The organism is Rothia mucilaginosa, assembly GCF_019334805.1.
In the GTDB taxonomy this organism is placed as follows: Bacteria; Actinomycetota; Actinomycetes; order Actinomycetales; family Micrococcaceae; genus Rothia; species Rothia mucilaginosa_C.
In genome coordinates, this window is the sequence record NZ_CP079822.1 from 1,353,976 (window position 1) to 1,379,926 (window position 25,951).

Sequence of the window (25,951 nt, forward strand, 5' to 3'; positions counted from 1 at the left end):
CCCCATTTCGCCCTGACCAAACACCGCGCACCATATTGCCCCAGACCCTAAAATAGACCCATGACCGCGCGCACGAAAAACACCAAAACCGCCCCCGCCTACCGCTGCACCGAATGCGGCTGGACCACCGCCAAATGGGTAGGCCGCTGCGGCGAATGCCAAACCTGGGGCACCGTCGAAGAAGCCGCCGGGGGCACCCGCGCGCGCACCCGCGCCGCATCCAGCGTACAGAAACCCGCCCAGCCCATCGCCGAAGTCGACTCGCGCGTAGCCGCATACATGAGCACCGGAAACCCCGAATTTGACCGCGTGCTCGGCGGCGGACTCGTACCCGGCGCGGTCATCCTCATGGCGGGCGAACCCGGCGTGGGTAAGTCCACCCTGCTGCTGGATGTTGCCGCCACCTTCGCGCGCGGCAACGCCGGAATTGCGAGGCAGAAGGGGGTGCAGAATAACCCGGCGCAGAATAGCGCACCCCAGCCGCCGCGCCCGGTCCTGTACATTACCGGCGAGGAATCCGCCGCGCAGGTCAAGCTCCGCGCCGACCGCATCCGCGCCATCGCGGACACCCTCTACCTGACCAGCGAAACCGACCTCGGCACCGCCCTGGCGCATATTGAGCAGATCAACCCCTCCCTGCTGGTCATTGACTCCGTGCAGACCCTCGCCTCCGCGGAAGTTGAGGGTAGCGCCGGCGGCGTGACCCAGGTGCGTGAGGTTGCCGCCTCCGTGATTGCCGCCGCGAAGGAACGCAATATGTGCACCCTGCTCGTGGGCCACGTGACCAAGGAAGGCACCATCGCCGGCCCGCGCCTGCTCGAACACCTGGTGGACGTGGTCTGCCAGTTTGAAGGCGATAAGCACTCAAATATCCGCATGCTGCGCGCGATTAAGAACCGCTTCGGACCCACCGATGAGGTGGGCTGCTTCGACATGCACGAGGACGGTATCGCGCCGGTGCTGGACCCCTCCGGCATGTTCGTTTCGAGTACCCCGCACCCGGTGGCGGGCACCTGCGTGACCGTCACGATGGAGGGGCGCCGCCCCCTGCTCGCGGAGGTGCAGGCACTGCTGGACCAGGCGGTGGCGCCCGCCCCGCGCCGCACCGTCTCGGGCCTGGATTCAGCGCGTATTCAGATGCTATTGGCGGTGCTGCAACGCCGCGCCGGGCTGAACGTGGGCAAGCTCGACTGCTACGTCTCCACGGTGGGCGGCGCGAAAATTGCTGAGCCCGCCGCCGACCTGGCGTGCGTCATGGCGCTCGCCTCGGCGGCGCAGAATAAGCCGCTTCCGCGCAAGCTCGCGGTCTTTGGCGAGGTCGGCCTGGCGGGTGAGGTTCGCGCCGTGCCGGGCATCCGCCAGCGCATTGCAGAGGTGGGCCGCCTGGGCTTCACGCACGTGCTGGTGCCCGCCTCCCCGACCGGCGTGGGGGACGTGCCCGAGGGCGTGACCGTGCGTGAGGTAACCACCCTGGGTGAGGCGCTCGCGCTGCTCTTCCCGCAGAAGTAGCCGCCCGCGCATCAACAGCATAGAGATAGCGGAGGAGGGGGGCTCCCGGCTGGCGTAAATACCACCGGGAGCCCCCTCTGTAGAAACACCGCTAAGAGCGGCTTTCCTCCTCGTTCTCGTGCAACATAATGTTAATCGAACGGGTATTCAATTTATTCGTGCGGTGGGCGTTGACCGCGGTATCGGTCATATCGTCAACCACCATCGAGTCGTCCATGTCAGTATCAACAATCGGAATCGCCGAGGTACGCGGCGCATGCTGCGTAACCGCCTCGCCCAGGGGCACCAGAACCGCCACGGCGTCCTTGTGAGACATGCCGGTTGCCTCCATAAAGTCCACCACGATCAGGCGGAGCATCAGCACCAGCGACTCACCCTCAAAGGTTGCCACACCCATCGTGCGCGGCTCGAGGGTGCCTGCAAGTTTAACCATGCGTTTGCGGGCTGCCATCATGTAGTGTTCGCGTTCGCTTTCGGTCGGGGCAGACATGCCCAGGCCGAGGCTCTGCGCCGCCAGCGACAGCTCGGTCAGCGCGTCACTGAGTGAAATCTGCGCGGCAGTGCGTAGCTGCACGTGGTGAATCGTGGACGCCATGCGGCGGTTAAGCACGCGGTCGTTACGGATCGCCAAATCGACCGCGGCAAGAGTCTTCGACATGCGCGCCAGCTCGCCCTTGCTCTTGCGGCTATTCCAGGACAGCTCACTCATACCCTGCGCGGTAATCAGGTCGCCTCGGCACGCATCATACAGCGGTTGCAGAGCGCGGGCATCGAGCAGGCTCTGGTACGCCTTGTTGTAGTCGTAGTAGCGAATCGCCTCGGAGGAAAGCTGGAAAACCTTCGCGAACGCGTCCATGAGAGCTTGGGCGCGTTCACGCGGGTTCTTACGCGGGTCACGCGGCATCAGGTACATGGCGAGGAACGCAAAGGCGCCACCGACAATGCCGTCGAAACTGCGGGTGAATGCGTCATCAGGCACGGGCAGCAGCAACGTGAAACAGGCCTGGAAGCTGAGCTGAATCGTAAAAATAATGCCCTTATCAATAAATCGGGCAATAATCACGGTCAAGAAAAGCACCACTGCCGCCTGCCAGGTACCGTGACCGAGCAGAATCAGCAGAAGGTCGCCAATGAGAATGCCGAGGGTCACGCCGAAGGAGACCTCAAGGATTCGGCGGGAATGCTTGGCGCCGCTCACATAGCCCAGGGATACGAGGGCAGCGACCGGCGCGAAAATGGGCTCGTGGTGGCCCAGGACGCGCTCAGCGAAAAGCCAAGCGCCCATAGACGCCGCAACAATCTGCACAGACTGAAAGAAGTCAGCCCGGACGCGTTCAACGCCCTCACGGACGAACTGTCGGGTGTTCTGTTCAGTAGTGCGTAGAATGTCTGCGAATCGTGCCATGGGCACCATCATACCGGCGCGGGTGCGGTGCACAAGGGGGTAGGGGAGTGTTGGGTTGAAGTGTGAGAGACCCCGCGCCCCGTACCCCGCTTAGCGCCTCGGCTTGGGTGGTTTTTCGTGCGGAAACTTTAGCTCAAGGGCTCAGTCGCGAATCTAGCCGCGGAGGCGGCGCGCCACCCTCGCCAGCAGGCCCGGCTTCGTCTCGGCGGGCGCTTCAGAAGATGACTCAGGCTCGACGGTGACAGGATGCGTTTCTTCGGCGCCGTGTGCCCCGTGAACACCGCGCGCGCTGTACCCGCCGCCGATTGCGCGGGCACATTCAAGCTGCCGGCGGTGCTCAGCATCCCAGGAGTGTGCCCGGTCAGACATCGCCCACTCGAAACCCGCGGTGAGGGAGGTTTCGGTAAAGAGATCGCGTGCGGCGCGGACGGTTGCACCAAGCGGCTCGGGGAGAGCCAAGGTTTGCTCTGCGGCAGGGAAAGGCGCGGGGGCTTCTGAACCGCCGAGAGTTTCTGCATTGCCGCGAGTTTCTTCACCGTGCGCAAGAATCTGCGTCAGCAGGTAGGCACGCTCGGCTTGTAGCGCCTCCAGCAGCTCGGTACGGCGTGCATCCGATGCCACCGCCGCGTGCCGCAAGGCGGCGGCAACCATCAGCTCGGGAACACCACCGGCGAGCATACCCAACGGCAGGGTGAACTCGCCCAGCCCGTACTGACGCAGGGCACCGCCCACGCGCATCTGCGTGAAGGCGTCCGGCACGAGGGCGAGCACGGGAATACCCGCCGCGGCGGAGAATACCGCCGGGTGGTAGCGGCTGGTCAGGGTGAACGCCGCCGCCCGGTGCACGGTGATGCTCTGGTCGGCGTGCAGAATCGGTAGCAGGGTCGCCGGGGTGGAGGGACTGAGCCGCTCGGCGATGCGCTGGTGCGCCTGAATATCACCGCTGGTCGGGTCCTGCGGGTCGCCAAAATGGCTCAGGAACACGGGGGCGTAGCCGTGCTCGCGCCACATGCCATCGAGTAGACGCGCAATCTGCTGTGCCTGCTGGTCGGTACATTCGTTGACGGTCACGCAGACGTAGTGCTCCGGCAGCTCGTTAAGTGCCTGACTTGCTGAAATACCCTCCGCATAGTGCAGGGTGCGTGCCGGGGAGGCCACCGGGTAGTCGGTGGCATCATCCACGCTCAGGCGCGCGTCAATATCCCGTTCGCGGCACCAGGCGAGTGAGGAGCTTTCGCGTACCGTCACCGAACGGGCGGTGCGGAGCATGCGCTCCAGAACCTGCGCATCCTCGGGGTTGAGGACCGGGCCCAAGGACTGGCCGGTCACGAATAGGGGAACACCGGCGTACTCGGCGACGAGAGCCACCGAGGCACGCTCGTAGAGGAGCCAGCCGAAGCGGGAGTTGAGGTTGCCGCCGCCGGAGACCACGACCGCGTCCATGGCGGCGATAGCGTCCGCGAATTCCACCATGCGCTCAACGGTCTGCGCCAGGGGATGTAACACCTCCGGCAGCGCCTGCACCTGCGGCAGAGCTACCAGCTCAGAGGTGGAGGGGCGTTCCCGGTCGGCGTGCAGCTGCGCCAGGATGCACTCGAGCGCCGCGAGGGTCAGCTCACGCTCAGCCGGCGCCCAGGGGAAGAGGAAAAACGGCAGGTACTCGTAGGGCGCGCCTGCCTCATGCTGTGCCGCCTCATGATTCACCGCCGCGCCAATATAGCGCGCCGAATGGCCCACATCGCGGGTCATGAGGGTGACCGCCGCGCCGCCTTCGGAAAGCGCCTCCGCGCTCGCAATGGTCATGGCTTCGTCGCCCACGTGGTAGGTGTGCTGGCCGATATCGCCAATGACGAGCACGCGCGGTGCTTCAGTAAAGTGCGGTGCTTCAGTAACGGGCAGTGCTGTAGAAGAATGATTGTTCTCTGTCACGCCTTATGTGCCCTTCTGATCTGCCGAACCAGCCTCAGCCGACTCAACCTCAGTACCGCGACGAACCAGGGAACGCTGGCTGAGGGAACGCTTCGCCAAGGAACGCAGCGCGCGGCCCGGAGTGCGCAGGTGCTTGAGAACCCGCAGACGCTCCTCAATGCTCTGCTGGCGGGACTCAATAGCCTGTTGACGAGCCTCGATACGCTCCAGGCGGCTCTCGATAGAGCGCAGAATGTCCAGGGATTCACGGGTCAGATCGTGCCCGTCAATCACGCGGCGCTCCAAGTCAGCCGCCAAATGCGCCTGGTACAGGTACGCACCCGGTCGGGCACCCGCCTGCAGATCCTCGCGGATAGCGCGGGCACGCACCATCGAATCGAAGCGGGCATGCTCAGCCTGACGCTTCACGCTATTCGCCTCGGCGCCCTCCGCGTCGGGGCGCAGCGACCAGTACGCCAGCGGCTCATCCACCAGCAGAATATCCGCAACGGAAGCGGCACGCATGTTGAACTCCCAGTCGCCGACCACCGGCAGGGACTCGTCGTAGAAACCGACCAGCTCGTGCAGGCTGCGGCGGTAGAGAATACCAATCGGCACGGCACGGTTCGTGCGGAACAGGAATTGCAAACCGATGCTGGGCAGGCCGTCGTGGAAAATACGCTCCTCGTACACCTCGAACTCGCCCTCAGCGTTCTCGCGTTCGTACCGCTCCACAACGCGGGTGGTGCACATGAGCGCGCCGCTCTCTTCCAGCGCCGCGACGGTGCGCTCCAGGAACTTGGGTGCCCACAGGTCGTCGTCATCGTGAATCGCCACGTACTCGGAGGTGGTCGCAGCCAAACCGGCGTTGGACGCCGCCTCCATGTTGCCGCCAGCGGTGGTCAGCAGCTGCACACGGCTGGAATCCTGCGCGTTAGAACCCAGCGAAGAAGCCTCAATGACGGCGCGGGTTGCCTGCTCGTCGCCTCCGTCGTTAATCACGCAGACCGTGTAGTCGGTGAAGGTCTGCTGCGCAATATTCTCCAGCGCGCGGCTCAAGAAGCGGGGGCGGCCCTTCGTGCGGACCAGAATAGCTACGGTAGGGGAAGACATAACCACAATCAGTCGAGGGTGAATGGGCCCGTGCCAGCCCAGGAACTCAACCCATTATGAGGGTGTGCACTGTTCAGACTCAACCCGCCGCCCGTCCACGCCGCAACAGCATGCATACACAGGCATACACCGCCCCTAAAAACTAGCTGATGGACTGTAGCGCCACCATCGCCAGCACACCGAGCACAAAGCACGCCGGAATGGTGACCAGCCACACCAGAAGAATCTGCAGAACAATCCTGGACTTCAACGCATTAAAACGCTGGTTTACGCCCGCGCCGAGCGCCGATGCTGTTGCCAGGTGCGAGGAGGAGAACGGCACCTGCAGCAGGAAGTAGCCGATTACCTGCACCACAGCGGTGGTACCCTGAGCGACCGCACCACGGAACGGGTCCAGGCGCACCATCTTGTAGGCGAAGGTGTAGCCGATGCGGCGGCCACCGGTCAGCGTACCGGCGCCCAGGCTGAGGGCAATGATGATGGTGCCCAGCAGCATCCCGCCTCGGGTGAGGGATTGAAGCAAATCCGGGTCTATGATGCGTTCGCTCAGCAGCGCCCACAGCAGCAGGTACAGGTAGCCGGTCTGCAGGCCGTGTAGCAGCGAAATCGCGGAGGCAGACACCGCCAGCACCTCGCGGGCATGCTGATTCACCAGGCGCGGGTTGTGGCCGACCACCAGCCGGTAGAACGGCACCACCATCAGCCAGGACAGCAGAAAAATGAGCGGCGGTAGGTAGAAGAGCGGCAGCAGGGTCGCCCCAAAAATATGCGGCAGGAAGGCGAGCGAACCGAAGCCTTCAGCGGCGCTGTCGATCCTTGTTTGGGTCCACCAGCTCACGCCGGCAAGGGCACCCACCAGCGCGTGGGTCGAGGAAGACGGAATCCTCGAAACCCAGGTGAGCACACCCCAAATAGCGCAGACCAGTAGTGCCGCAACAATGCCGTTCAGGCCGGTGGTACCCTCCGGGGCACTCACCCACGAGGCGGAATACTCACCGAGCAGCAGGAACGCACCGACCACACCAAGCACGTTGAAGAGCGCGGCAAGGTACAGGGCGGAGCGCTCGCCGAGGGCGCGGGTACGCACCGGAACAGCGACGGCGTTTGAGGCGTCGTGCACACCGGTCACGTAGACCGCGGCAATGAAGGCACAACAGGCTAGAAGACCCAGGAGCATTAGGATTCCTGAACGATAATGCGGCCGATCTCGGCGGACACATCACGCATAGCGTTGGAGGCGGCGGTCAGCTGCGCCAGGAAGGTGGCGTAGCGGCGGTACCGTTCGGGGGTGTAGCGTTCGGCAATGTACGCGTCGTATTCTTCGGCGGTGCGCAGCGCCTGGCGGGAGATGCGCAGCATGTCCATCCAGTAGTTGTCGAGGCCGCGAATATCAGCAAGTTTGGGGATGACGGCGGCGGTCAGCACCGCCTGACGCTGAATAATGTCCAGAATCGAGGTGATGTGCGTGGCGAAGCCGTCAATGCTGTGCAGGGACAGCACGTGTGCGGCGCTGGTGAGCTTCTCAACGGCGTTGGTGAGCTTGCGTGCCAGCGTGTACAGGTCTTCACGCGGAATCGGCGGGGAGAAGGAGCTGCGCACCTCGGTGAGGGTGCGGAACAGCAGGTTCGTGGAGTCCGCCTCGTGGGTGAGCATGCGTTCGAAGAGTTCGGGGTACTCCGCGACGGGGGAGCCGACCATTTCAGAGAGCAATGCCGCCGCCTCACCGACCTGCGCTGAAATTTCAGCGAGGGAGGCGAGGGATTCGTTGGCGTGGGGGAAAAGTCGGTGCAGCATAGTTCCCAGTCTAACCAGTATTGGGTGCTGCGGGTGCGCATAGCCTGCGCGCATCTCACGAGCGCCCGACCTGCAAACGTCACTGCAACGACCAGTAAATGTTATAGCGCCGCCCTGTTCGCGGTTACGCATGGGGGTTTAAACAAAAAACGGTGGGGGTCGATTTCTCGACCCCCACCGGAACGTTTAGGGATGTCGGGTTGGGAGCGCCTCTCGGCGGAAGGCCGCTCGAAGCGGCTAAAGATTTGGAGCCCGGGGCTACCTATTAGCAACCCGACATCTTGTAATTATTATCCACCCGCACCCGGTGCAGAGTCAATCGGAAACAGGCTTTTCACGCCTTTGCGGCCCAATGTGGAACCTGTGCCAATTCGCGGCACGAACCCGCATTTTTAGGCGCCTAAACGGTGCAGAAGACTAGAATGCTTCGAGGTTGGTCTGTGTTTTTTCCTGTGCAGATTTTTCCTGCGCAGAATCAGCCTCCGAAGCCCCGTTAGCCTGCTGACCAGACTCAACGGCGCGCAGCTGGGCGGCGACCGCCTCCAAATCGTGCGCGATCTGCTCCATCTGCTGAGCCTGACGCGGCAGACGAGCACGACGTTCCACCGCCTCACGCTTCACCTCGTGGCTACCCGGAACCGCAGCATCCTGCCCGGCAGAGCGCGCATAATCGGTGCGAATACCCAACACCACCACGTGCGCAAACGCCGCGCAACGTTCCATCGCAATATCCATATCGCCGGTGTACAGGCCCGCCAGAATCTCATCAATCGTGCGGACCACCTCGTCGGCACTCGGCGGGTCGGGAACACCCGCCACCACGTGCGAACGGTAGTCCTCCGCCATGCCCAGCTCAAAAGCGCGGCTCACCCCGCGGGGTGAACGATGCACCACATCCCTCAACCAGTACATACGCCACAGCGCACCCGGTAGGGAGTGGGCGCTCGCGTGCGACCAGAGTTCGGCGAGCATCTCAATACCGTAGTCGTCGGTGAAGCTGACGAGCCGTTCGGTCATCTGCTCGTCGGTGCCGCGTCCGTGCATCAGCAGGATGCGTGCGGAGGCGTGCGCCGCCTCTTCGCGTGCGGCGGGGTCCATGCCGCCTTCGTGGCGTTCAAATTTCTCGGCGGAGTAGAGGACGGGTCGGTGGTGGGTGCGGTGTCGGGAGCGCCCGGAGGCGCCGGTTGATATTGCGGGTGTAGACATAGGATTTCCTAGTGTACCGTTCATTGGCTGGGAGCCGGTAGTGTATAGTATTTCTATCTGCACACTTTCAGTTTTGTGTGGATAGGAGCGCCTTTAGCTCAGTCGGTAGAGCTACGGACTTTTAATCCGCAGGTCGTGGGTTCGAGCCCCACAGGGCGCACTAGCCGACCCGTCGCCTCCCGCATTGCGGGGGTCGGCGGGTTTTTGCGTCTTCACCCTCATGCGCGTGGTCTTACCTCGTGCCTATCCCGTGTGGTGGGGCGTGTCCTGCCGGGTTCGCCTGGCAGTTTTGATTTGTGTACGTTGACCCGAAAAGATGAGGAAACCCGTGAGCGTCACCATTAAGAACCCCGAAGAGATCACGATTCTTGCCACTGGCGGCACGATCGATAAGTTCTATTCGGTGGCGGGCACCATGGATATTGGTGAGCCTGCCGCTAAGGATCTGCTGGACCGTGTGATTACCGATATCCGTTTTGATATTCGCCCGCTGATTGGCAAGGACAGCCTGGACATGACCGATGAGGATCGTGCCGAGCTGACCGAGGCGCTGAACGCTGTTACCAACGACCAGGTGCTCATCACTCACGGTACCGACACCATGCCGGAGACTGCCCGCTACCTGGTGGAGCACGCCGACCTGGGCGATAAGGTTGTGGTGCTGACCGGTGCGATGCAGCCCGCCGTGATGGCTCGTTCGGATGCCGGTTTCAACCTGGGTGCCGCTATTGCCGCCCTGAACCTGCTGGAGCCGGGTGTGTACATCAGCATGAGCGGTCGTATTTTCCCTGCTGAGAGCGTGCGTAAGGATCGTTCTCGCGGTATTTTTGAGGGCTAAGATGGCTGATTCCGCTCGTATGCGGCGGGGTGAACCGGTTTCTGCGGCTGAGCTTGCGCCGGTGGCGGGTTCCTCGGATCTTGTGCCGCAGGAGCATATGTCGCAGGCGCAGCTTATGCAGCTGCAGGCTATGGATGAGCTGGAGCAACAGGCTGATGAGTTCTGGAATGTCACCAGTGATTACCCGCTGCCGGCTAAGAATCTGTACCTGGTGCGTGTGCTGCTGCTGGTCGTACCCTCGCTGATTACTGTTTATTACTTCATTCGCGTCACGCTTTTCCCGATTGGTGCGGTGCCGCTGGTTTACCTGGTGATGCACATGTGGGTTGCCATGATTTACCGGGCGAACCGTTCGGTGAAGTTGGTGTTGCTGGCGAATGCGGCATCCGGGGTCGCGGCGGCCATTATGACGGCGTTCTTTGCCTATGCGCTTGTGACGGTGCAGGGCCCGCAGACGCTGCTGGACCGTGTGGGCGTGTTCTATACGGTGAGCCTGCTGACGGTCATGGCGTCGTTCGCGTTGGAGGTTCTGTTCTCGCTGTTCTATAGTTTGGCGGTTCGTAGGAGCTTGCGTCTGACGCAGAAGAAGCAAGAGGAAGAATAGCGGAACGCAGAACAGCAGCATGCAGAGGACCCGAACGCGGAGGCTTCGCGTGTAGCGGAGCAGAGCTAACGCACACCGACGGGCGGGCGAATCCCCGCGCATCCGCGCCTCTGCCGGGTGATGCCTGAGGGGTGTTGATGGGGTGATAAGTGGCGGTGTGACACGCTCTCAACGATGCCCAGCCACTGCTCAGATTCCCTTAAAGTACGCGTGATACGGTAGAGACAGAAACACGACCCGCACCTGCCAGGAGGCCACTCATGGGCGCTACACACCTGAACACAGATGCCGCTTCATCCGCAGAACACCCGGATGAAGATATCAGTATGCAGACCCGCTTTCAGGCGCCTATCCGTCACGTGACTCCTGCCACGCCGGAGGTGTCCGTTCCGCTGAACGCGCCGCCTGTGGTGACGGGCTCGCATCCGGTTATTTCGGCTACTTCTACCGTCATCATTCAGGATGGTACGAACCCGCCGATTGTGGTGCGTACGCACCCGACGGGTCCTCTACCGCCGTTCCCGGGGCAGGGGCAGCTGCCCGCTTTTCTGCGCACCTACACCGCTGATGAGGTGAAGGAACGCAAACAGAAGCTCAAGAAGAACCTGCTGGTCCGCGCCGTTATTCTGTGCATTTTGAGCATCGTTGAAGGCCTCATTATCTCCCAGTACACGCAGCCGTTGGCGATTTGCTTTGGTTTTGTGGCGGCGCTTTACCTGGTGGTTCAGATGTGGCCGCTGATGCGCCCTCCGCGTGATTCGGCGGACGCCTCCGTGTATAGCGTTTGGGCTATCTGCTCCCTGATTGGGTTTGTTGCGGTGGGGCTGGTGCTTTCACCGATTACGTTCCTGCTGCTGATGCTCGACTGGGCTGGGGTTTCGATGGGGCTTGACCCCCTGCTGATACTTGTTGTCTTGGGCTTGGTCTGGTTGAGCGAGGTCGGTTTATCGTTGCTGACCATTTACCGCTTCAACAACTTGCGAATTGCGATGGCGAACCGGGCAGATTCTCCGTTGCTACCTGAAAGTATTTCTGCGACGGTTGACCCGTCCACTTCTGCCTAAAGTTTTTTGAGGCGGCGCGGTAGATGAACGCCGCGCCGCCACCCACACACCACACACTCGCTCATACATCTTCCACACACACTATCAGCCGACATTCGAAAGATTCAGCTATGTCCGCCGTCGAGTCCTCTCCGCCATCCGCTCCGAACACCACGCATCCTACGAAGCCTGCCACCCCCACTCTCGTGTCTGTGGCGGGTTGGGTTCTGCTCGCTATTGCCGTGGGTTGGCTGGTGCTGATTGGGTACACGGGTGTCACGTATGCGACGACGCAGCTGTCGCATTTTTCGACTTGGCGCGCCCAGTCGCTGGTGGAGGCGCAGGCGTACTATCCGGTGATGTTTTTGCTGGTCAGCGCCTTCGGTAACGTGACGTTGCACGGTTTCTGCACTGTGGCGTACCTGCGTGGTTACCGTTGGGCGGCGCTGGTGCTGTCGGTGGCGTTGGCGCTGGGTGTGTTGGCATCCCTGCTGATTATGCTGGCAGTCGCGGCTCTTCTGGGTACGTTGAATGGTGCGCCGAGCCAGGATGTTGAGCTGCTGCTCAGTAGCGCCTCCCCGCTGTACACGCCGGTATATATTGCTGCACCGTACATGCTGGTGTGTGTGGTCGCGTTGGCGTTGGTGTGGTCGCGTCAGTCGCGTTCGTACATGGAAGCGCGCCGTGATTGGCGCCTGCGCCGCAGCGAGGACTACCTGATTTAGCCTTGCAGATTCTGGCTGCGGGTCCCGGACCTGCGGCTCACCGATAACTTTATTCACCCAACCACAGTTAGGATGACTCGTGCACCCTACTTCCGAACCTGCGCACGAATCCACATCGCAGACTACCCCCGGCGCTGCTAAGCGCACATATGATGAGCGGGCGGCGTTTGAAGAGGCGAAAAGAAACCTCGGCATAGTCGGCGATAAGGAGCAGCAATTCGACCGGGGAATGGCGATTCTCGGTAAAGCGTATTCCATCGCAATAATACTCATTCTAGTATATTTCCTCCTGGATGCGTACCAGATTATCGTTACCGCAGGCCAGAGTGTGAACATCGGCTCGTTCCTTAGCTATGCCCTGCCGAAGGTTCTGTCTGACGCTGTCTTGGTGGTGCCGTTCCTCTGGTTCGTTCTGGACTATACCAAGTCAGGGTACGTTAATCCGCGCCGCCTGCTGATGCTGTACCTTCTGCTGTGTTCCTTGAGCGGTGTGCTCTCTTTTGCGGGTGTCTTTGGTCTGGCTCAGGTGCTTTTCCCTGCGTTTACCGCACTGGATCCGGTGTCGCATCCTGCCGCTGCTTCGTCTATGGTGTCGCAGGCTCTGGTCGGGGTGATTACGGCGGGTAGCGCCGTTCTCCTGTTTTTGCTGACTCGCCCGGCTGTGGGCGTGGTCCCGAGCCCCGCGGCGATTCGGGAGCAGATGCAGATCATCAAGGACAGCATGGCGGATGATGAGGAAGAGCCGACCCGTGAGGATGTTCTTCGTCAGCTTGAGAAGGAAGAAGGCCCGGTCAAGGACTCTACCGAGCAGCTGTTGCGTGAGCTTTCTGCCGATTATGCGCTCTCGAATGATCCGGTGGAGAAGAACCGCCTGCTGGCTGAGATACAGCAGATTCAGCGCGCCCAGAAGACGGGTGTAAAGCCTAACTTCGGAGGCACGTCTGGCGGGTCGGCTAAGCCCCAACAGGAAGCGCACGAGGGTGCGGAGGCGACCGCCGCCTCCACCGCGCCTGCCGCCCCTCAGGTGGTGCTCCCGCCCCGCCCGAAGACGCTGCGCGGCGTCATGTGGTGCGCTACAGCCATTATTATTCTGTCCGCAATCCAACGTATCTATGTATCTATCCATAACGAGGTCCCAGACCGCGTTATGGAAAATATGCCGGGCATCATCATTTCAGGCATATTTGCTACCTTCATCTTCTCTCTCATACCGATTTTTGTTCTCCGCAGACTGTGGAAGGGCCGTAGATGGGCGTACTTCCTCACCCTCTTCGGTAGTGCTTTTGTGGTTTTTATCGGGGTGATGAGTTTGCAATCTTTCATCTCGGCTGATTATTTCTCCAGGCTGGCGGATGAATCGTTGACTTCAAGGCCCCGAGACTACGTAGTTTCCATTGTGGTCAGTGACATTATGGGAGCCTTTCTTACGGTTTTCTACCTTCTGATAGTTGTGCTGCTCATTAGCCGTCCCACCAGGTCGTTTATGACAACCGCGAGGTTGGCATGGATAGAAGCACGCGAACAGGTGAACGCCGGTGACGGTTGGATTGTTGCGCATCAGGATGCAGAAACGCGTACTCATCTGGAAGAAGAACAGACCCGCAGGGAAGAAAAGGAAACTAACCGACGGGCTGAAGAAGCGGTCGCTCAGCAGTACAAGAGGGCCCGCCGTACGGATGCGCGGAAGAACTCCCGCAACGAACAGCGCGGCTACAAGGATACTTCCGTGTACACCGAGGAAGGCTACCGCCTCAACTAGGGCGGGAAGCCCCTCCCCATGGGGAGACTCTTTGCCACCTGCCCCGTGCTACAGCGCGCGAGGCAGGTGCGAAGAGAAGAAAGGAACAATGATGTCAGAACGTACCCCAAAGCAGCCGTTGAACGATCCGGAGTACACGGTTCCCGAGTACAGCGTGCTGCTACCCTCCGACGAGGCTGAAAATAGCACGGCAGAGGGCGATGCCGTCTCCAGCAACGTAATTTCCGGTAATGTCGCAGACACTAGCGCGGCGGAGGATAACGCACCCGGCGGCAGCGCCTCCGAGCACGCCAGCATCCCCGAGCAAACCACTACCGGCTACACCGCGCCTGTCGCCTCCGAGCAGGTAATTCCGAAGCGCCCGCAGGCTATGCGCAGCGTCATGTGGTGCGCTGCCGCCATTATCGTGCTGGGACCCCTGAGTAACTTTCTGCCGATTCTAAGCTGGTCGTATATCGATTTTGAGATGGTGGTGAGTGTTCTCTTCTCTGCCTTGGTGGTTACCCTCATCATCTCCGCCATCCCGATTTTTGTTCTCTGGAAGATCTGGGATGGCCGCGAGTGGGCGCGCATTCTTACCATCATCTACTGCGCTCTCGCGGCTGCTAGCGGTGTGCTTATTCTTGCGGATAATTTCTCGGAGTTAAGCTCTAGAGCGGCTGCGGCGTCCAGCCTGGGGCGTGTCGCGAGCGGCATTTTTACCCTTGTTCTTTACCTCCTGATGATTGTGCTACTGACTCGTGCTCCTATTAGGACGTACACCCAAATCGTTAGCGGGGCACGTGCACTAGAACACCAGCAGATGATGTCTGAGACGAGACAGGCTGCCGGTCAGGTGCCGGCGGAACTTCGAGAGCTTTTCGCTGATGACGAGGATGGAGAACGTACCTCATCAAAGGAAAACAACCCTCGCCCGCCACACCGTAGTGCGGGATGGGGCACGTAGAAAGGCGCAACAACGTCAGGAGTTCCGAGGCTGGCTCTCGGAATGGTGTACGTGGTGACTCGGGTACCTCTGAATACGCTGAGAAAGGGTACTGCCTTCCTGGGGTGTGGCGCGCCTCCTTATATCCTTGGGGTAAGACTCTTTAACACCCGCTCCGTGCACTGTAGCGCGGGGTGGGTGCCTGGGGAGAAAGGAATGACGATGTCAGAACGTACCCCGAAGCAACCGTTGAATGACCCGGAGTATACGGTTCCCGAGTACAGTGTGCTGTTGCCCTCCGACGAGGCTAAAAACAGCACGGCAGAGAGTAACGCCGCCCCCACCAGCACCGCCCCCAGCGGCACTGCAGAGAGTAATGCGGCGGGGGACAGCGCACCCGGCGCCAGCGCCTCCGAGCAAACCACCACCGGCTACCGGGAGGCGACCGCCGGCTACGCTGTCGCCTCCGAGTATGCGGGGCAGGCACACCCGAAGGCCCTGCGCAGCGCTAAGCGGTGCATGACCGTCATCATTATTCTGTTGCTTTTCAGGAATATTCAAACGTTCATACTCCTTAAGAATCTAACCTCCAGCTTGGGGGCGCTGTCTCTTCTCTTCACGTTGGGCTTCCCTCTCATCTTCATTTTTATCCAGGTTTTCCTCTTCTGGAAGACCTGGGAAGGGCACAGATGGGCGCACATACTTATCCTCGTGTGTAGCGCCTACGAGGTCTTGAGCCGTATGTATTGGTTTGCGCAAGATTTCTTGATGGACTCCCGCTATCTCACCTGGTTGATGGAATATTTGCAGTCCTACGACTCTATGGACCTGGCGATTTCTCTTCTCTTGAGTACCGCGGTTGGTGTTGTTATTACTATCCTCTACATCCGGAACATTGTGTTGCTGACCCGTCCCCCTGTATGGGCGTACACGACTGCCGGCAGCACGCCGCATAGTCAGGTGGTTGGTCAGAATCCGCCGGCACATGAGGCTAACTCCAACGAGGGTGGGAACCGCCTCAACTAGGGCGTTTGCCCCAGACGGCACCACTATCACCAAAAGGTTTAGAGCATGAAAAGGGTGGGGATACCAAACGGTATCCCCACCCTTTTGCGTTAAATATCGAAATCTTCTAGCTGGTAAAACCCTTTGAGTTGCCTAAAAGGTTCCAGTCTTTCTATAAAAAGCCCTATTTCCCTCTAAGGGCTTACCCTATACTGAAAAAGTATTATTCTCTCAGCTAACTACATCAAATAACTCTTTTAGGTAGGTTTCGCGTAAATCTACCTAAAAAGTGGAACAACCACCGATTTGCGCACCATAGTGCGAGCATACGAGAGAAAGAACAACGATGTTTAACAACGCTTCCGGCACCTCAGCGGGCACGCTGGCACCCCAGGCAGTTCAGCCTAATGCCGCAGCACCGAACTTTCCTGCGCCAAACTTCGCAGCACCTGTAGCGGTGGCATCTCAGCTTCCGGTTCCTGCAGATGCCCGCTCCTTGCACGGGGCACCGGGTACTCAGCGCGCTATCAATCTTCCGTCGCGCCCCATTGCCATCTGGATGGTAAGCATTTGCGTGGTCTTGCTTCTGGCTACGTACCCCCTACAGCCTCTTGTGGGTCTAGAGTTTATGTTTGCGTATGTACTGGCAGGCGCAACTATGGGGCTTACGATGATTCTCCCCATTGTCCTTGGAGTAGTCTCTGCCTGGTACCTCAATGAGGGTTATGAGTGGGCGCGAGTGGTGATTATTATCGAGGGCGCACTGCGTATGCTTCTGGATATTTTGGTTGTAGCTGGCTCTTCCCGATTCTTCCTGAGCAATGACTATGATTCGCAAGCGTTCAGGTTTATGTTTTTTGGTCCGTTTATGACCCTTGAGGGTATGTATGTGAAGCTCGCCTTTGATTTCATCATCCGTATCTTCTTTATTGTTCTTCTCTGCCAGCCGCAGGTGGGGCGATATATCCAAATGCGTGGAGACCTGCGACGCATGGGTGTGCGCTAAACATAACCGATTGGGGTACAACCCCGTCTGCTCCTCCTCTCTACGACAGGTTTCATACGAGCTTGCCGGGGGATGAACAATCACCTGAACAATCACCGGCTCACGCATCAGCGTGGGGCACATACAAGAAAGAACAACGATGTTGAACAATACTTCCGGCACCTCAGCGGGCACGCTGGCACCCCAGGCACCTCAGCCTAATGCCGCAGCACCGAACTTTCCAGTTCCGGGCGCACCCGCTCCTTCGTACGGCATGCCGGGCTCCTACGGAGTCGTTTACGTCCCTTCGCAGCCTGTCGCTCTGCGTGCGGCGATGGGCTGCGCAATTGCTGTGATGGTATTGGGCGCCCTATCATCCCTGTACGTGATGGCCTGGCGTGGTGTGGAATTCGCTGGTCTTTCATGGATTGGCTTTACCGCTATCGGTGGGCTCGTCATCTGGCAGCTCTGGCAAGGAGCCCGCTGGGCGCACATACTGGTCATCGTTGACTGTGCGCTATACCTTGTCCTTAACCTATTGGGCTTGCTGTTGCTTCCTCTTTTGAGTCAGATTGGTGTACCCGTCCTAGAAGTGATTGGGCTAGCAGGCGCATACCACTATGGAAATCCTAATGTCTTCTTTGTGCTGGCTCTAGGCAGGACCGCACTTGATGTTGTCTTGCATATTGCCATCATTGTTCTTCTGGCTCAGCCGCAGGTCTTGCAGTACTTCAAAGCTCACGAGGACCTTCGACGCATGGGCATAAAGTAACCTCGCGGAGGTGCCGCCGGCTTCCGGGACGTCACCTCTACCGGGCTTGAGAGAACACAAAAGGGTGGGGATACCAGACGGTATCCCCACCCTTTCGCTTCCCCGGCTCAGCAGCCGAGAAGGGCTCACATATTACTCAGCAGATTCCTGCTTCGCCTTCGAACGGCCACGCAGGTACTCGATAAAGACCGGCACCACAGAAACCGCCACAATAATCACAGCAATGTACTCAATGTTGTTGTGCACGAACGGGATACCGCCCAGCAGCACACCCGCCAGACCAATCGAACCAATCCACGCAACCGCGCCAACAACATTCCACAGGTGGAACTTCTTACGGTCGTACGAAGAAATACCCGCCGCAACAGACACAAAAGTACGGACAATCGGCACGAAACGACCCAGAACCAGAGCCAAGCTACCGCGCTTCTGGAAGAACTCCTCGGTAGTGTGCAGGTTCTTGGTGCTCAGAATCTTCGCGTCATCCTTGAAGATCTTACGGCCGTAACGGGCACCAATCTGGTAGCCAACCTCAGCGCCAGCAATAGCAACCAGCACCAGGACCGGGAACGCAACCCACAGGGACAGGCCCATCTGCTCATGCAGCATACCCAGAGCAAAAATCAGGGAGTCACCCGGAAGAACAGGGAAAAGAACACCGGACTCAATAAATACGATAATTGCCGAAACAACCAGAACCCAGGGGCCGGTATCGAGCAGGAACTGCTCAAGGTCGAGACCCAAGAGCGCAACCGGAAGATGCGCCAAAGCGGTGGCAAGAAAAGTCATGAAAAATCCTGAACTGTGAGTGGACCGCACGCACGGATCGGCGCCGGAGTAACACCAGCATAGAAAGCATACCTATGGTGAACGTTGTGCAAAACTATGCGGAGGCTGTGTATTACTGGCACAATTCTACCGGCATTTACGCTGGATGCACGGGTGAGCGAGGCGTAAATCTCCCCACTCGCACAGCGAAACTATGCGAGGTGACGCGGCGCTCGCACGCCTCCCCAAGAAATGACCAACAGCAGAGCCGTGCGATACGGGGTGTGACATGATGGGAAGAGAGCACGGCGCGTCGCGGCGTAGCGATGACCCCAACCACCCACCGTTGGAGAGAACCATGAACCCCCAGCAGTCAGCTTCCAGCCCCGCGGACTCCCTGCGCACCGATTCCCTGCAGGCTGACCCTCTGCACGCTGAAGCCCGCGAAGTGTTGCGCCGCCTCACCGGTGTCGCTGATGCTGAGTTCCACGATGGCCAGTACGAGGCGATTCGCGCCCTCGTCGCCGACCGAGCCCGCACTGTGGTGGTGCAGCGTACCGGCTGGGGTAAGTCCGCGGTCTACTTCATTTCTTCCCTGCTGTTGCGTGCCCGCGGTATGGGTCCGGCGCTTATTGTCTCCCCACTGCTCTCCCTGATGCGTGATCAGGTTGAAGCGGCATCCCGCGCGGGAGTGCGCGCTGCAATGGTGAACTCCGCGAACGTGACCGAATGGGATGAGATCCGCACCCGCCTCGAAGCTGACGAGCTTGATGTGCTGCTGGTGGGCCCCGAACGCCTGAATAACCCGGCGTTCCGCGAGCAGTGGCTGCCGTACCTGCTGCCGCGCCTGGGCCTGCTTGTTATTGATGAGGCGCACTGTATTTCTGACTGGGGCCATGATTTCCGCCCCGATTACCGACGCATTGGCTTGCTCATTAAGTCTCTGCCTGCAGGGGTTCCGGTGCTGGCGACAACCGCGACCGCGAATGACCGTGTGAGCCGCGATATCGCCGAACAGCTCAGCACTGACACCGCCCCCGTGCACGTAATCCGCGGCCCGCTTTCCCGCGAGTCCCTGCGCCTGGGTGTGCTCACTCTGCCTAATGAGGCGCAACGCATCGGCTGGCTACTCACGCACCTGAACGACCTGCCCGGATCCGGCATTATCTACACGCTGACTGTCTCTGCTGCAGAAGATACCGCAAACGCTCTGCGTGCCAGCGGCTACGAGGTGCTCGCCTACACGGGTAAAACCGACCCCGATGAGCGCCTGGTTGCGGAGCAGGCGCTCAAGGAAAACCGTGTCAAGGCTCTTGTGGCGACGAGTGCCCTCGGTATGGGTTTTGATAAGCCTGATTTGGGTTTTGTTGTGCACCTGGGCGCGCCGTCGTCTGCGGTGAGCTACTACCAGCAGATTGGTCGCGCCGGACGAGGCGCCGTCAACGCTGATGTTCTGCTCCTGCCCGGTCGTGAAGACCGCGCCATTTGGGAGTATTTTGCGACCGCCTCCATGCCTAATGAGGAGCAGGCGCTGGCGGTGCTGGATGCCCTCGCCCAGTCCCCGGAGGGGTTGAGCATTACCGCGTTGGAGGCGCGCGTTCAGTTGCGCCGCTCCACCCTGGAGCTTCTGCTGAAGGTGCTGGACGTTGAGGGTGCCGCCGTGAAGGAAGGTAACTATTGGCGTCGTACCTCTTCGCCGTGGCAGTACGATAGTGCCCGTTACGCGGCGGTGGCGCAGGCGCGTGTGGTGGAGCAGAACGCCATGCTCGAGTATGAACGCACTAGCCAGTGCCGTATGCTTTTCCTGGCTCAGCAGCTTGATGACGCTTCCGCGACTGCTTGCGGTCGTTGCGATGTGTGTGCGGGTCCCTGGTACCCGGTTGAAGTTCCCGCTGAGGTGCAGCAGGCGGCGCAGAGCAGCTTCAATACGGTGGGCGTGCCCCTGCAACCGCGCCGTATGTGGCCGAGCGGGTTGGATCAGCTGATGGGCGCGGATGCACCGCGCGGTCGTATCCGCCCGGAGGAGCAGGCCGAGCCCGGTTACGCTTTGGCGCGTCTGAGCGACATGGGGTACGGCACTCGCCTGCGTGAGCTTCTGGCGACGAATGAGCTGGGTGAGCCGGTTGATTCTGAGGTCCCTGCCGAGCTGGGTCGCGCTTGTGTGAAGGTGCTTGCCGCTTGGCAGTGGTCTGAGGCAGGTCGTCCGGTGGCGGTGTTGACTCTGCCTTCGCCGGTGCGTCCCCGTTTGGCTCAGTCTCTGGGTAGGGGTCTTGCGTCGGTGGGGCGCCTGGTGGATTTAGGCCAGGTGTCTCTGGTGGGGGAGCCGCGTTTCTTTGGCGGCAATAGCGCGTTCCGTTGTGCGGATGTGCTGCGCTCGTACCGGGTACCTGCAGAAGTTTTGGACTATGTGCGGGAGCATCGGTGCCCTGTTCTGCTGGTGTCTGATGTGGTGGATTCGCGGTGGGCGTTTACGGCTGTGGCGCGTGAGCTACGGCTGGCGGGTGCTTCTGCGGTGTATCCTTTCTCTTTGGCTGCCACCCACTAGCCGCGCCCATTAACGTTTATTTATTCCCCTGACGAGGTTGTATGTCATATTCGGAATATTCAAAATTGACGGTCACAGACGGCTCTTCCGCTGTGCTCAGCGATATTCCCGCTCGCCCCGAACACAGCGAGTGGATGGTGCGCGCCCTCGCCGAGGGTGCCGCCGCAGGTGAGCGTGGCGAGATCCCTATTGGTGCCGTGGTGGTGGACGAGCAGGGCGTGATTATTGGTTCGGCGGGCAATACCCGCGAGCGGGAGCATGACCCCAGCGCCCATGCGGAGGTGAACGCGATTCGTCAGGCGGCGGCGCATCGTGGTCGGTGGCGCCTGGATGGATGCACGCTCGTGGTGACGGTTGAACCGTGCCTGATGTGTGCCGGCACGATTCTGGCGTCGCGCGTTTCGACGGTGGTTTTTGGCGCCTGGGAGGAGAAGACGGGAGCTGCTGGCAGCCGTTACGATGTGCTGCGTGACGGCAGGGTTGCTCCGGCTCCCGAGGTGTATGCAGGGGTGCGCGCCGATGAGTGCGCGCAGTTGATGATGGACTTCTTTAAGGAACGCCGCCCCTAACCGTCACCCGTGGTGGCGCTTCAGGAACTGTTTTGTATAACGTGGAAAGCCGCGCAGAGGCTGCGTGGCTTTTCGCGTTATTTGTACGAAAAACCCCATTTCTTTGAAAAATACTTCAAGAATTTCAAAAATGGCCCCTGTTTTTCAAGAAAAGCCCACTACATCACACACAATCGGGTCTACCATATATAGGTATTGGAGCCTCCGCCTGCCCGCGCCTGTCGTTTAACACCCCGCGCGGTGCCCGCGGAGGACTCCCAGAAACTCACCCGAACCGTCCATTCTCTGAGGGGATTTAACCGTGTTAAGCGTTGACAATATTTGGGCAAAAGGGCGCCACACTCCGCTTTTTGACCGCACCACCTTCTCAGTGGGCGAGGGCGAAGTCATTATTGTTCAGGCGGATAGCCAGCTGGAGCGTACCTCTCTTGCGTTGGCGCTGACTGGCCGCCTTCCCCTGTCCGGCGGCACGATTAGCTGGAGTAAGGGCGATGATGAGCCTCGCCCTATTTCGATGAAGCGTCTGCGTGCTCTCAGCAGCGTGGTGGACTCTCCCGATGTGACTGCTCCTGAGCAGCATATGCGCGTGCACGATTATGTTTCGGAGATGCTGTCCTATAACCTGCCGATTTTTGGTCGTCCTCGCGCGAGCCGCTGGCTGGCTGAACGCGGCCTGGAGGAGCTGGACGGCTTGTGGATGGATGAGATTAGCGGCGAGATGAACATTGAGCTGATGGCCGCTTTGGCGAAGCATAGCCCCTCTGACCTGCTGGTTTTTGATACTCCTTCCCGTCACCTGAACCACACGTATATGTGGCTTCCTCATCTGGAGGAGCTTGCCGCGGATGAGGACCACCCGCGCACTGTGGTGGCTGTTGTTCCGCATATTTCTGAGTCCTGGCATGGTGCGCGTGCGGTGGTCGGTCGTGCCCCTGAGGAAAACGTACCGGCTCTTGTTGAGGGCGAGATTGAACCCTCCAATAAATCCCCCGAACATGGCGAAAACGCTGAGAAGGAGTAAGAATGACTGTTCTGCGTGTGGCTCTTGTTGAGCTTAAGCGCCTGACCAGCGGTGTTTTGCCGGTTCTGGTGCTTCTTGCTATGTCTTGCATCCCGCTGCTGTACGGCGCCCTGTACCTGTACGGTAACTGGGATGCTTACGGCAATGTGAATGGCATTGTGGGTGCTCTCGTGGTTGAGGATGAGGGCGCGACGGATTCTGAAGGTCAGCAGGTGAATACCGGTGCGGACGTGAAGAAGAACCTCCTAGACGCTGGCACGTTTGATTGGCGTCAGGTGCAGACCCGCGCTGAGGCTGTTGAAGGCGTGGAGAACGGCACCTATGACTTTGCGATGGTGATTCCGAAGGATTTCTCGCGTAATTTGCAGAGTGCCGGTTCGTTTAAGCCTGATGCTGACGGCAAGACGGGCACTATTGATCCGCGTGCGGCGGGTATTGAGGTCATTACGAATGATGCCAATAACTATGTGCTGACGAATATTGTCACGAAGGCGGGCACTGCGGTGCGTGATTCGGTGGCTGAGAAGGTCGGTAATTCTACGGCGAATTCGCTGTTGGCTAGCTTCACGACGATTCATTCGAAGATGGATGAGGCTGCTGATGGTGCGTTGAAGGTGAATAACGGTACGGTGAAGCTGGCGGACGCTATCACTCAGCTGAAGGACGGTACCGCCACGGTGAATGATGGTGCCGTGAAGCTGAAGGATGGTACCTCCTCTCTGGCTGATGGTCAGTCGCAGTTGTTGGATGGTCAGAAGCAGTTGGCTGAGGGGGCCGCGAAGCTTGCTGATGGTGTGTCGACTTTGGATTCTGGTGCGGCGAAGCTGGATTCTGGTGCCGCGAAGCTTGCCGATGGTGCTTCGAGTTTGAAGGATGGTTCGTCGACTTTGGCTTCGGCTGCGGCGTCTGCTTCTGATGGTGCGTCGAAGTTGAAGGATGGTTCGGCGACTCTGGCTGAGGGTACTGCGAGCTTGAAGAGTGGTTCGGCTTCGGTGGCGAAGGGTGCTAATGATTTGGCGTCTGGTATCCATCAGTTGCGTGAAGGTATGGATCAGGCGGGTATTCGTGAGTTGCCGGCCGAGTTGAACGCGATGTGCATGCGCCTGCATGAGACGGATACTTCTGCTGGTAGCGGCGATTTTGGTCGTGACTTGTCGAATACTGTGGTGTCTGCGACTGCGCAGAAGATGCGCGCTCAGTTGGCTCCGCTGGTTGAGGCGGGTACGTTGACTCAGGAGCAGGCTGATCAGCTGGTCGCTGCTGTTGATTCTGAGGAGACGAAGAATGAGGTTGCTGAGCTGAATCAGAAGGCTCTGCAGTCGCATCTGGCTACTCGTGATGCTGCCGCTGCTGATGCTCTGTCGAAGCTGAGCGCGTTGAAGTCGAGCCATTGTGTTTCTGATGGTTCGTCGTCGACTGCGGTGAAGATTCAGACTTTGGTGACTGGCGTGGATTCGCTGGATTCCGGTGCGTCTTCGCTTGCCAAGGGCGCTTCGTCGGTGGCTGATGGTGCCGCTCGTGTGGATGCTGGCGCGTCCTCGTTGGCGTCGGGTTCGGCGACCCTGGCTGATGGTAATTCCAAGATCGCTTCGGGTGCTTCGAGCCTTGCGAGTGGTTCTGCGACTCTGTCGGGTGGTGCTTCTGAGCTGAAGGAGGGTACTGGTTCTTTGAAGAGCGGTACCGCCGAGCTGAAGGATGGTAGCGGCACTTTGGCGGAGAAGGAGCAGTCTGCGGTTGAGGGTCAGCAGAAGCTGGCTGATGGCGCGGATAAGCTGAAGGATGGTGCGTCGCAGCTTTCTGACGGTACGGCGAAGCTGTCTGATGGTTCTTCGCAGCTGAATGATGGTGCTTCCGAGTTGAAGGATGGCACTTCGTCGTTGGAGAGCGGTCTGGCTTCTGGCGCTAAGCAGGTTCCGAGCCTTGCGCCGACTGAACAGGCGAAGGTTGCGGATACGATGTCGAACCCTGTGACTTTGTCGCATGAGTCGCTGGCGTCGGCTCGTAACTATGGTGAGGGCATGGGCCCGTTCTTCATGTGCTTGGCGCTGTGGATTGGTGGCCTGATGCTGGTTCAGACGCTGCGCGTGATGAATAACCGTGCGTTGGCTTCGCATGCTCCGTCGATTCGTGTGATGCTCGGTAGCTGGATGCCGTTCGGACTGGTAGGTATTGCTCAGGCGACTCTGATGTTCGCGGCGATTAAGTTTGGTTTGGGCTTTGAGATGGCTCATCCGTGGCTGGTGTGGCTGTTCCTCTGCTATGTGGCTCTGGTCTTTACCGGTTTCATTCATGGTTTGACGGTGATTTTGGGTGCGCCGGGTAAGCTTGTTGCTTTGGTCATTCTGATTCTGCAGCTGATTACTGCGGGCGGCACGATGCCGTATGAGACTTTGCCTGAGTCGATTCGTTGGATGCATGATTTCTTCCCGATGGGTTATGCGGTGGCTGGTACGCGTCGTTTGGCGTATGGCATTAATGAGTCGAGCCTGTGGGGCATCATGCTGGTTTTGACTCTGTGGGGTCTGGCTGGTCTGATGTTGGGTTACATTGGCACGCGTCGTGATCGTACGTGGTCGCTGAAGAAGCTGGCTCCGGAGATTACGGTGTAACAAACCCTGTTTAGTCGCACCGGGGGAAAACTGTCTAATAAAATAGAGATATATCTGCAAAAAGGGAGGGAGGACTGCTGATGTTGCAGCGCCCAGTCGCTGAAGCTTCAAGTCGTCGTCCCGGCCGTACAGGTAGAACTCAGTTGAAGTTGTTCAACGCTGCTATGGAAATCATGACCGAAAAGGGGCTTGAGTACGCCACTGTTGAAGAGGTGGCTGCCCGGGCGGGTGTTTCTAAGGGAACCGTGTATTACAACTTCGGTTCTAAGAAGACCATGGTGGATCAGCTGGTTCAGTACGGCACGCAGTTGCTGCTGAGCGATGCGCGTCGCGCGGCGTCGGTTCATTCTGATCCGCGTGAGGCGTTGCGGAGTGCTATTCGCGCCGCGTTCCAGTATCTTGAGGACCGTCCGGGTTTTACTCGGCTGTGGCTTTCGGAGGCGTGGAAGGGCGCGGATGGTTGGACCGAGGCGATGAGCGATAACCGTTTGAATCTTCTGGATTTTTTGGAGGAGATGACGGAGGCTGTGGCTCGCCGCTATACGGTTGATACCGCTCAGAATCCTCGTGCGATTGCGATCTCTATGTTCGGCGCGATTTACATGTTTGCTATGGATCGTGAAGTGCATCAGGCGGAGCGCAATGCTGAGGATGCAACGCGTGCTGTCATGCTGGTTGTAGATGGGTATATCCGTCATTAGGCGGGCCTGTTGGGGTCTGTAGACGTAGCCGGGACTTCGGTGTCGGGTGTCGAAAAGGGCACGGTGAAAAGGGGCCGTGAAGAGGGCGACACCCGGCTGCCGCACGTGGTTTTTCTTGCTCTCCTGTTGGGGGTGTGCTATAGTATT

At 59.6% G+C, this 25,951-nt stretch carries 22 protein-coding genes and 1 tRNA gene; 16 read left to right on the forward strand and 7 right to left on the reverse strand.

What is annotated here, in order from left to right:
* The first annotated feature begins 60 nt into the window (after positions 1-60).
* Positions 61-1,509: a DNA repair protein RadA gene (radA, locus tag LPB405_RS05315; protein WP_219100484.1), complete on the forward strand. Its 1,449-nt coding sequence runs from the start codon at positions 61-63 to the stop codon at positions 1,507-1,509.
* 91 nt (positions 1,510-1,600) lie between these two features.
* Here the strand turns inward: radA and LPB405_RS05320 are convergent, their stop codons facing one another.
* The 6 genes from LPB405_RS05320 to LPB405_RS05345 all read right to left on the reverse strand — a co-directional run bounded on the left by LPB405_RS05320 (position 1,601) and on the right by LPB405_RS05345 (position 8,935).
* Positions 1,601-2,926: an FUSC family protein gene (locus LPB405_RS05320; RefSeq protein ID WP_219102052.1), complete on the reverse strand. Its 1,326-nt coding sequence runs from the start codon at positions 2,924-2,926 to the stop codon at positions 1,601-1,603.
* Between the two features lie 141 nt (positions 2,927-3,067).
* Positions 3,068-4,843, reverse strand: a complete 1,776-nt coding sequence (locus LPB405_RS05325; RefSeq protein ID WP_219100486.1) for a polysaccharide pyruvyl transferase family protein — start codon at positions 4,841-4,843, stop codon at positions 3,068-3,070.
* 3 nt (positions 4,844-4,846) lie between these two features.
* Entirely contained in the window at positions 4,847-5,935 is a 1,089-nt protein-coding gene (locus LPB405_RS05330; protein ID WP_219100488.1) for a glycosyltransferase family 2 protein, read from the reverse strand.
* A gap of 142 nt (positions 5,936-6,077) precedes the next feature.
* Entirely contained in the window at positions 6,078-7,112 is a 1,035-nt protein-coding gene (locus LPB405_RS05335) for an inorganic phosphate transporter (protein WP_219100490.1), read from the reverse strand.
* Positions 7,112-7,729, reverse strand: a complete 618-nt coding sequence (locus tag LPB405_RS05340) for a hypothetical protein (protein WP_005504391.1) — start codon at positions 7,727-7,729, stop codon at positions 7,112-7,114. Before LPB405_RS05340 ends, LPB405_RS05335 begins: the two co-directional genes overlap by 1 nt.
* Before the next feature lie 417 nt (positions 7,730-8,146).
* Positions 8,147-8,935: a histone acetyltransferase gene (locus tag LPB405_RS05345; protein WP_257604856.1), complete on the reverse strand. Its 789-nt coding sequence runs from the start codon at positions 8,933-8,935 to the stop codon at positions 8,147-8,149.
* A gap of 87 nt (positions 8,936-9,022) precedes the next feature.
* Here LPB405_RS05345 and LPB405_RS05350 point away from each other — a divergent pair.
* From LPB405_RS05350 to LPB405_RS05395, 10 genes are all read left to right on the forward strand, one after another.
* A tRNA-Lys gene (locus LPB405_RS05350) sits at positions 9,023-9,095 on the forward strand.
* A gap of 168 nt (positions 9,096-9,263) precedes the next feature.
* The gene (locus tag LPB405_RS05355) at positions 9,264-9,773 is read left to right on the forward strand and encodes an asparaginase domain-containing protein (protein ID WP_070832225.1); all 510 of its coding nucleotides are present in this window, start codon (positions 9,264-9,266) and stop codon (positions 9,771-9,773) included.
* A gap of 1 nt (position 9,774) precedes the next feature.
* Positions 9,775-10,377: an amino acid transporter gene (locus tag LPB405_RS05360; protein ID WP_257604857.1), complete on the forward strand. Its 603-nt coding sequence runs from the start codon at positions 9,775-9,777 to the stop codon at positions 10,375-10,377.
* A 326-nt stretch (positions 10,378-10,703) separates the two neighbouring features.
* Positions 10,704-11,441, forward strand: a complete 738-nt coding sequence (locus tag LPB405_RS05365; RefSeq protein ID WP_231917927.1) for an organic solvent tolerance protein OstA — start codon at positions 10,704-10,706, stop codon at positions 11,439-11,441.
* A 110-nt stretch (positions 11,442-11,551) separates the two neighbouring features.
* Positions 11,552-12,145 carry a multidrug DMT transporter permease gene (locus LPB405_RS05370; RefSeq protein ID WP_049349909.1) on the forward strand — a complete coding sequence of 198 codons (594 nt, stop codon included), beginning with the start codon at positions 11,552-11,554 and terminating at the stop codon, positions 12,143-12,145.
* 79 nt (positions 12,146-12,224) lie between these two features.
* Positions 12,225-13,904, forward strand: coding sequence for an ABC transporter permease (locus tag LPB405_RS05375; protein WP_219100494.1), 1,680 nt, complete (start codon positions 12,225-12,227; stop codon positions 13,902-13,904).
* A gap of 88 nt (positions 13,905-13,992) precedes the next feature.
* Positions 13,993-14,850 carry a multidrug ABC transporter permease gene (locus LPB405_RS05380; protein ID WP_257604859.1) on the forward strand — a complete coding sequence of 286 codons (858 nt, stop codon included), beginning with the start codon at positions 13,993-13,995 and terminating at the stop codon, positions 14,848-14,850.
* A gap of 201 nt (positions 14,851-15,051) precedes the next feature.
* Positions 15,052-15,855, forward strand: a complete 804-nt coding sequence (locus LPB405_RS05385; protein ID WP_257604860.1) for a hypothetical protein — start codon at positions 15,052-15,054, stop codon at positions 15,853-15,855.
* 325 nt (positions 15,856-16,180) lie between these two features.
* A complete protein-coding gene (locus LPB405_RS05390) occupies positions 16,181-16,840 on the forward strand; it encodes a hypothetical protein (protein WP_049349912.1) in 660 nt (219 codons plus the stop codon).
* 139 nt (positions 16,841-16,979) lie between these two features.
* Complete coding sequence (locus tag LPB405_RS05395; protein ID WP_219100498.1) at positions 16,980-17,591, forward strand: hypothetical protein; 612 nt, start codon at positions 16,980-16,982, stop codon at positions 17,589-17,591.
* 132 nt (positions 17,592-17,723) lie between these two features.
* Here the strand turns inward: LPB405_RS05395 and LPB405_RS05400 are convergent, their stop codons facing one another.
* The gene (locus LPB405_RS05400) at positions 17,724-18,380 is read right to left on the reverse strand and encodes a DedA family protein (protein WP_219100500.1); all 657 of its coding nucleotides are present in this window, start codon (positions 18,378-18,380) and stop codon (positions 17,724-17,726) included.
* A gap of 337 nt (positions 18,381-18,717) precedes the next feature.
* Between LPB405_RS05400 and LPB405_RS05405 the strand changes: the two genes are divergently transcribed.
* The 5 genes from LPB405_RS05405 to LPB405_RS05425 all read left to right on the forward strand — a co-directional run bounded on the left by LPB405_RS05405 (position 18,718) and on the right by LPB405_RS05425 (position 25,804).
* Entirely contained in the window at positions 18,718-20,904 is a 2,187-nt protein-coding gene (locus LPB405_RS05405) for a RecQ family ATP-dependent DNA helicase (protein WP_219100502.1), read from the forward strand.
* Positions 20,905-20,945: 41 nt separating this feature from the next.
* Positions 20,946-21,473 (forward strand): nucleoside deaminase, encoded by a 528-nt coding sequence (locus tag LPB405_RS05410; protein WP_219100504.1) that lies wholly within the window; start codon positions 20,946-20,948, stop codon positions 21,471-21,473.
* Between the two features lie 301 nt (positions 21,474-21,774).
* Positions 21,775-22,494, forward strand: a complete 720-nt coding sequence (locus LPB405_RS05415; RefSeq protein ID WP_219100506.1) for a multidrug ABC transporter ATPase — start codon at positions 21,775-21,777, stop codon at positions 22,492-22,494.
* Between the two features lie 2 nt (positions 22,495-22,496).
* The gene (locus tag LPB405_RS05420) at positions 22,497-25,103 is read left to right on the forward strand and encodes a YhgE/Pip domain-containing protein (protein ID WP_219100508.1); all 2,607 of its coding nucleotides are present in this window, start codon (positions 22,497-22,499) and stop codon (positions 25,101-25,103) included.
* A gap of 80 nt (positions 25,104-25,183) precedes the next feature.
* Positions 25,184-25,804: a TetR/AcrR family transcriptional regulator gene (locus LPB405_RS05425; RefSeq protein ID WP_219100510.1), complete on the forward strand. Its 621-nt coding sequence runs from the start codon at positions 25,184-25,186 to the stop codon at positions 25,802-25,804.
* The last annotated feature ends 147 nt before the right edge of the window (positions 25,805-25,951 follow it).

Excerpts from the sequence above, each read along its gene's own strand:
- LPB405_RS05370 (WP_049349909.1), top strand. The coding sequence starts at position 11,552 with ATGTCCGCCGTCGAGTCCTCTCCGCCATCCGCTCCGAACACCACGCAT.
- LPB405_RS05420 (WP_219100508.1), top strand. The coding sequence starts at position 22,497 with ATGACTGTTCTGCGTGTGGCTCTTGTTGAGCTTAAGCGCCTGACCAGC.
- LPB405_RS05340 (WP_005504391.1), bottom strand. The coding sequence starts at position 7,729 with ATGCTGCACCGACTTTTCCCCCACGCCAACGAATCCCTCGCCTCCCTC.
- radA (WP_219100484.1), top strand. The coding sequence starts at position 61 with ATGACCGCGCGCACGAAAAACACCAAAACCGCCCCCGCCTACCGCTGC.
- LPB405_RS05365 (WP_231917927.1), top strand. The coding sequence starts at position 10,704 with ATGCAGACCCGCTTTCAGGCGCCTATCCGTCACGTGACTCCTGCCACG.
- LPB405_RS05380 (WP_257604859.1), top strand. The coding sequence starts at position 13,993 with ATGATGTCAGAACGTACCCCAAAGCAGCCGTTGAACGATCCGGAGTAC.
- LPB405_RS05395 (WP_219100498.1), top strand. The coding sequence starts at position 16,980 with ATGTTGAACAATACTTCCGGCACCTCAGCGGGCACGCTGGCACCCCAG.
- LPB405_RS05360 (WP_257604857.1), top strand. The coding sequence starts at position 9,775 with ATGGCTGATTCCGCTCGTATGCGGCGGGGTGAACCGGTTTCTGCGGCT.
- LPB405_RS05400 (WP_219100500.1), bottom strand. The coding sequence starts at position 18,380 with ATGACTTTTCTTGCCACCGCTTTGGCGCATCTTCCGGTTGCGCTCTTG.
- LPB405_RS05390 (WP_049349912.1), top strand. The coding sequence starts at position 16,181 with ATGTTTAACAACGCTTCCGGCACCTCAGCGGGCACGCTGGCACCCCAG.
- LPB405_RS05320 (WP_219102052.1), bottom strand. The coding sequence starts at position 2,926 with ATGATGGTGCCCATGGCACGATTCGCAGACATTCTACGCACTACTGAA.
- LPB405_RS05410 (WP_219100504.1), top strand. The coding sequence starts at position 20,946 with ATGTCATATTCGGAATATTCAAAATTGACGGTCACAGACGGCTCTTCC.
- LPB405_RS05335 (WP_219100490.1), bottom strand. The coding sequence starts at position 7,112 with ATGCTCCTGGGTCTTCTAGCCTGTTGTGCCTTCATTGCCGCGGTCTAC.
- LPB405_RS05425 (WP_219100510.1), top strand. The coding sequence starts at position 25,184 with ATGTTGCAGCGCCCAGTCGCTGAAGCTTCAAGTCGTCGTCCCGGCCGT.
- LPB405_RS05330 (WP_219100488.1), bottom strand. The coding sequence starts at position 5,935 with ATGTCTTCCCCTACCGTAGCTATTCTGGTCCGCACGAAGGGCCGCCCC.
- LPB405_RS05405 (WP_219100502.1), top strand. The coding sequence starts at position 18,718 with ATGAACCCCCAGCAGTCAGCTTCCAGCCCCGCGGACTCCCTGCGCACC.
- LPB405_RS05385 (WP_257604860.1), top strand. The coding sequence starts at position 15,052 with ATGTCAGAACGTACCCCGAAGCAACCGTTGAATGACCCGGAGTATACG.
- LPB405_RS05345 (WP_257604856.1), bottom strand. The coding sequence starts at position 8,935 with ATGTCTACACCCGCAATATCAACCGGCGCCTCCGGGCGCTCCCGACAC.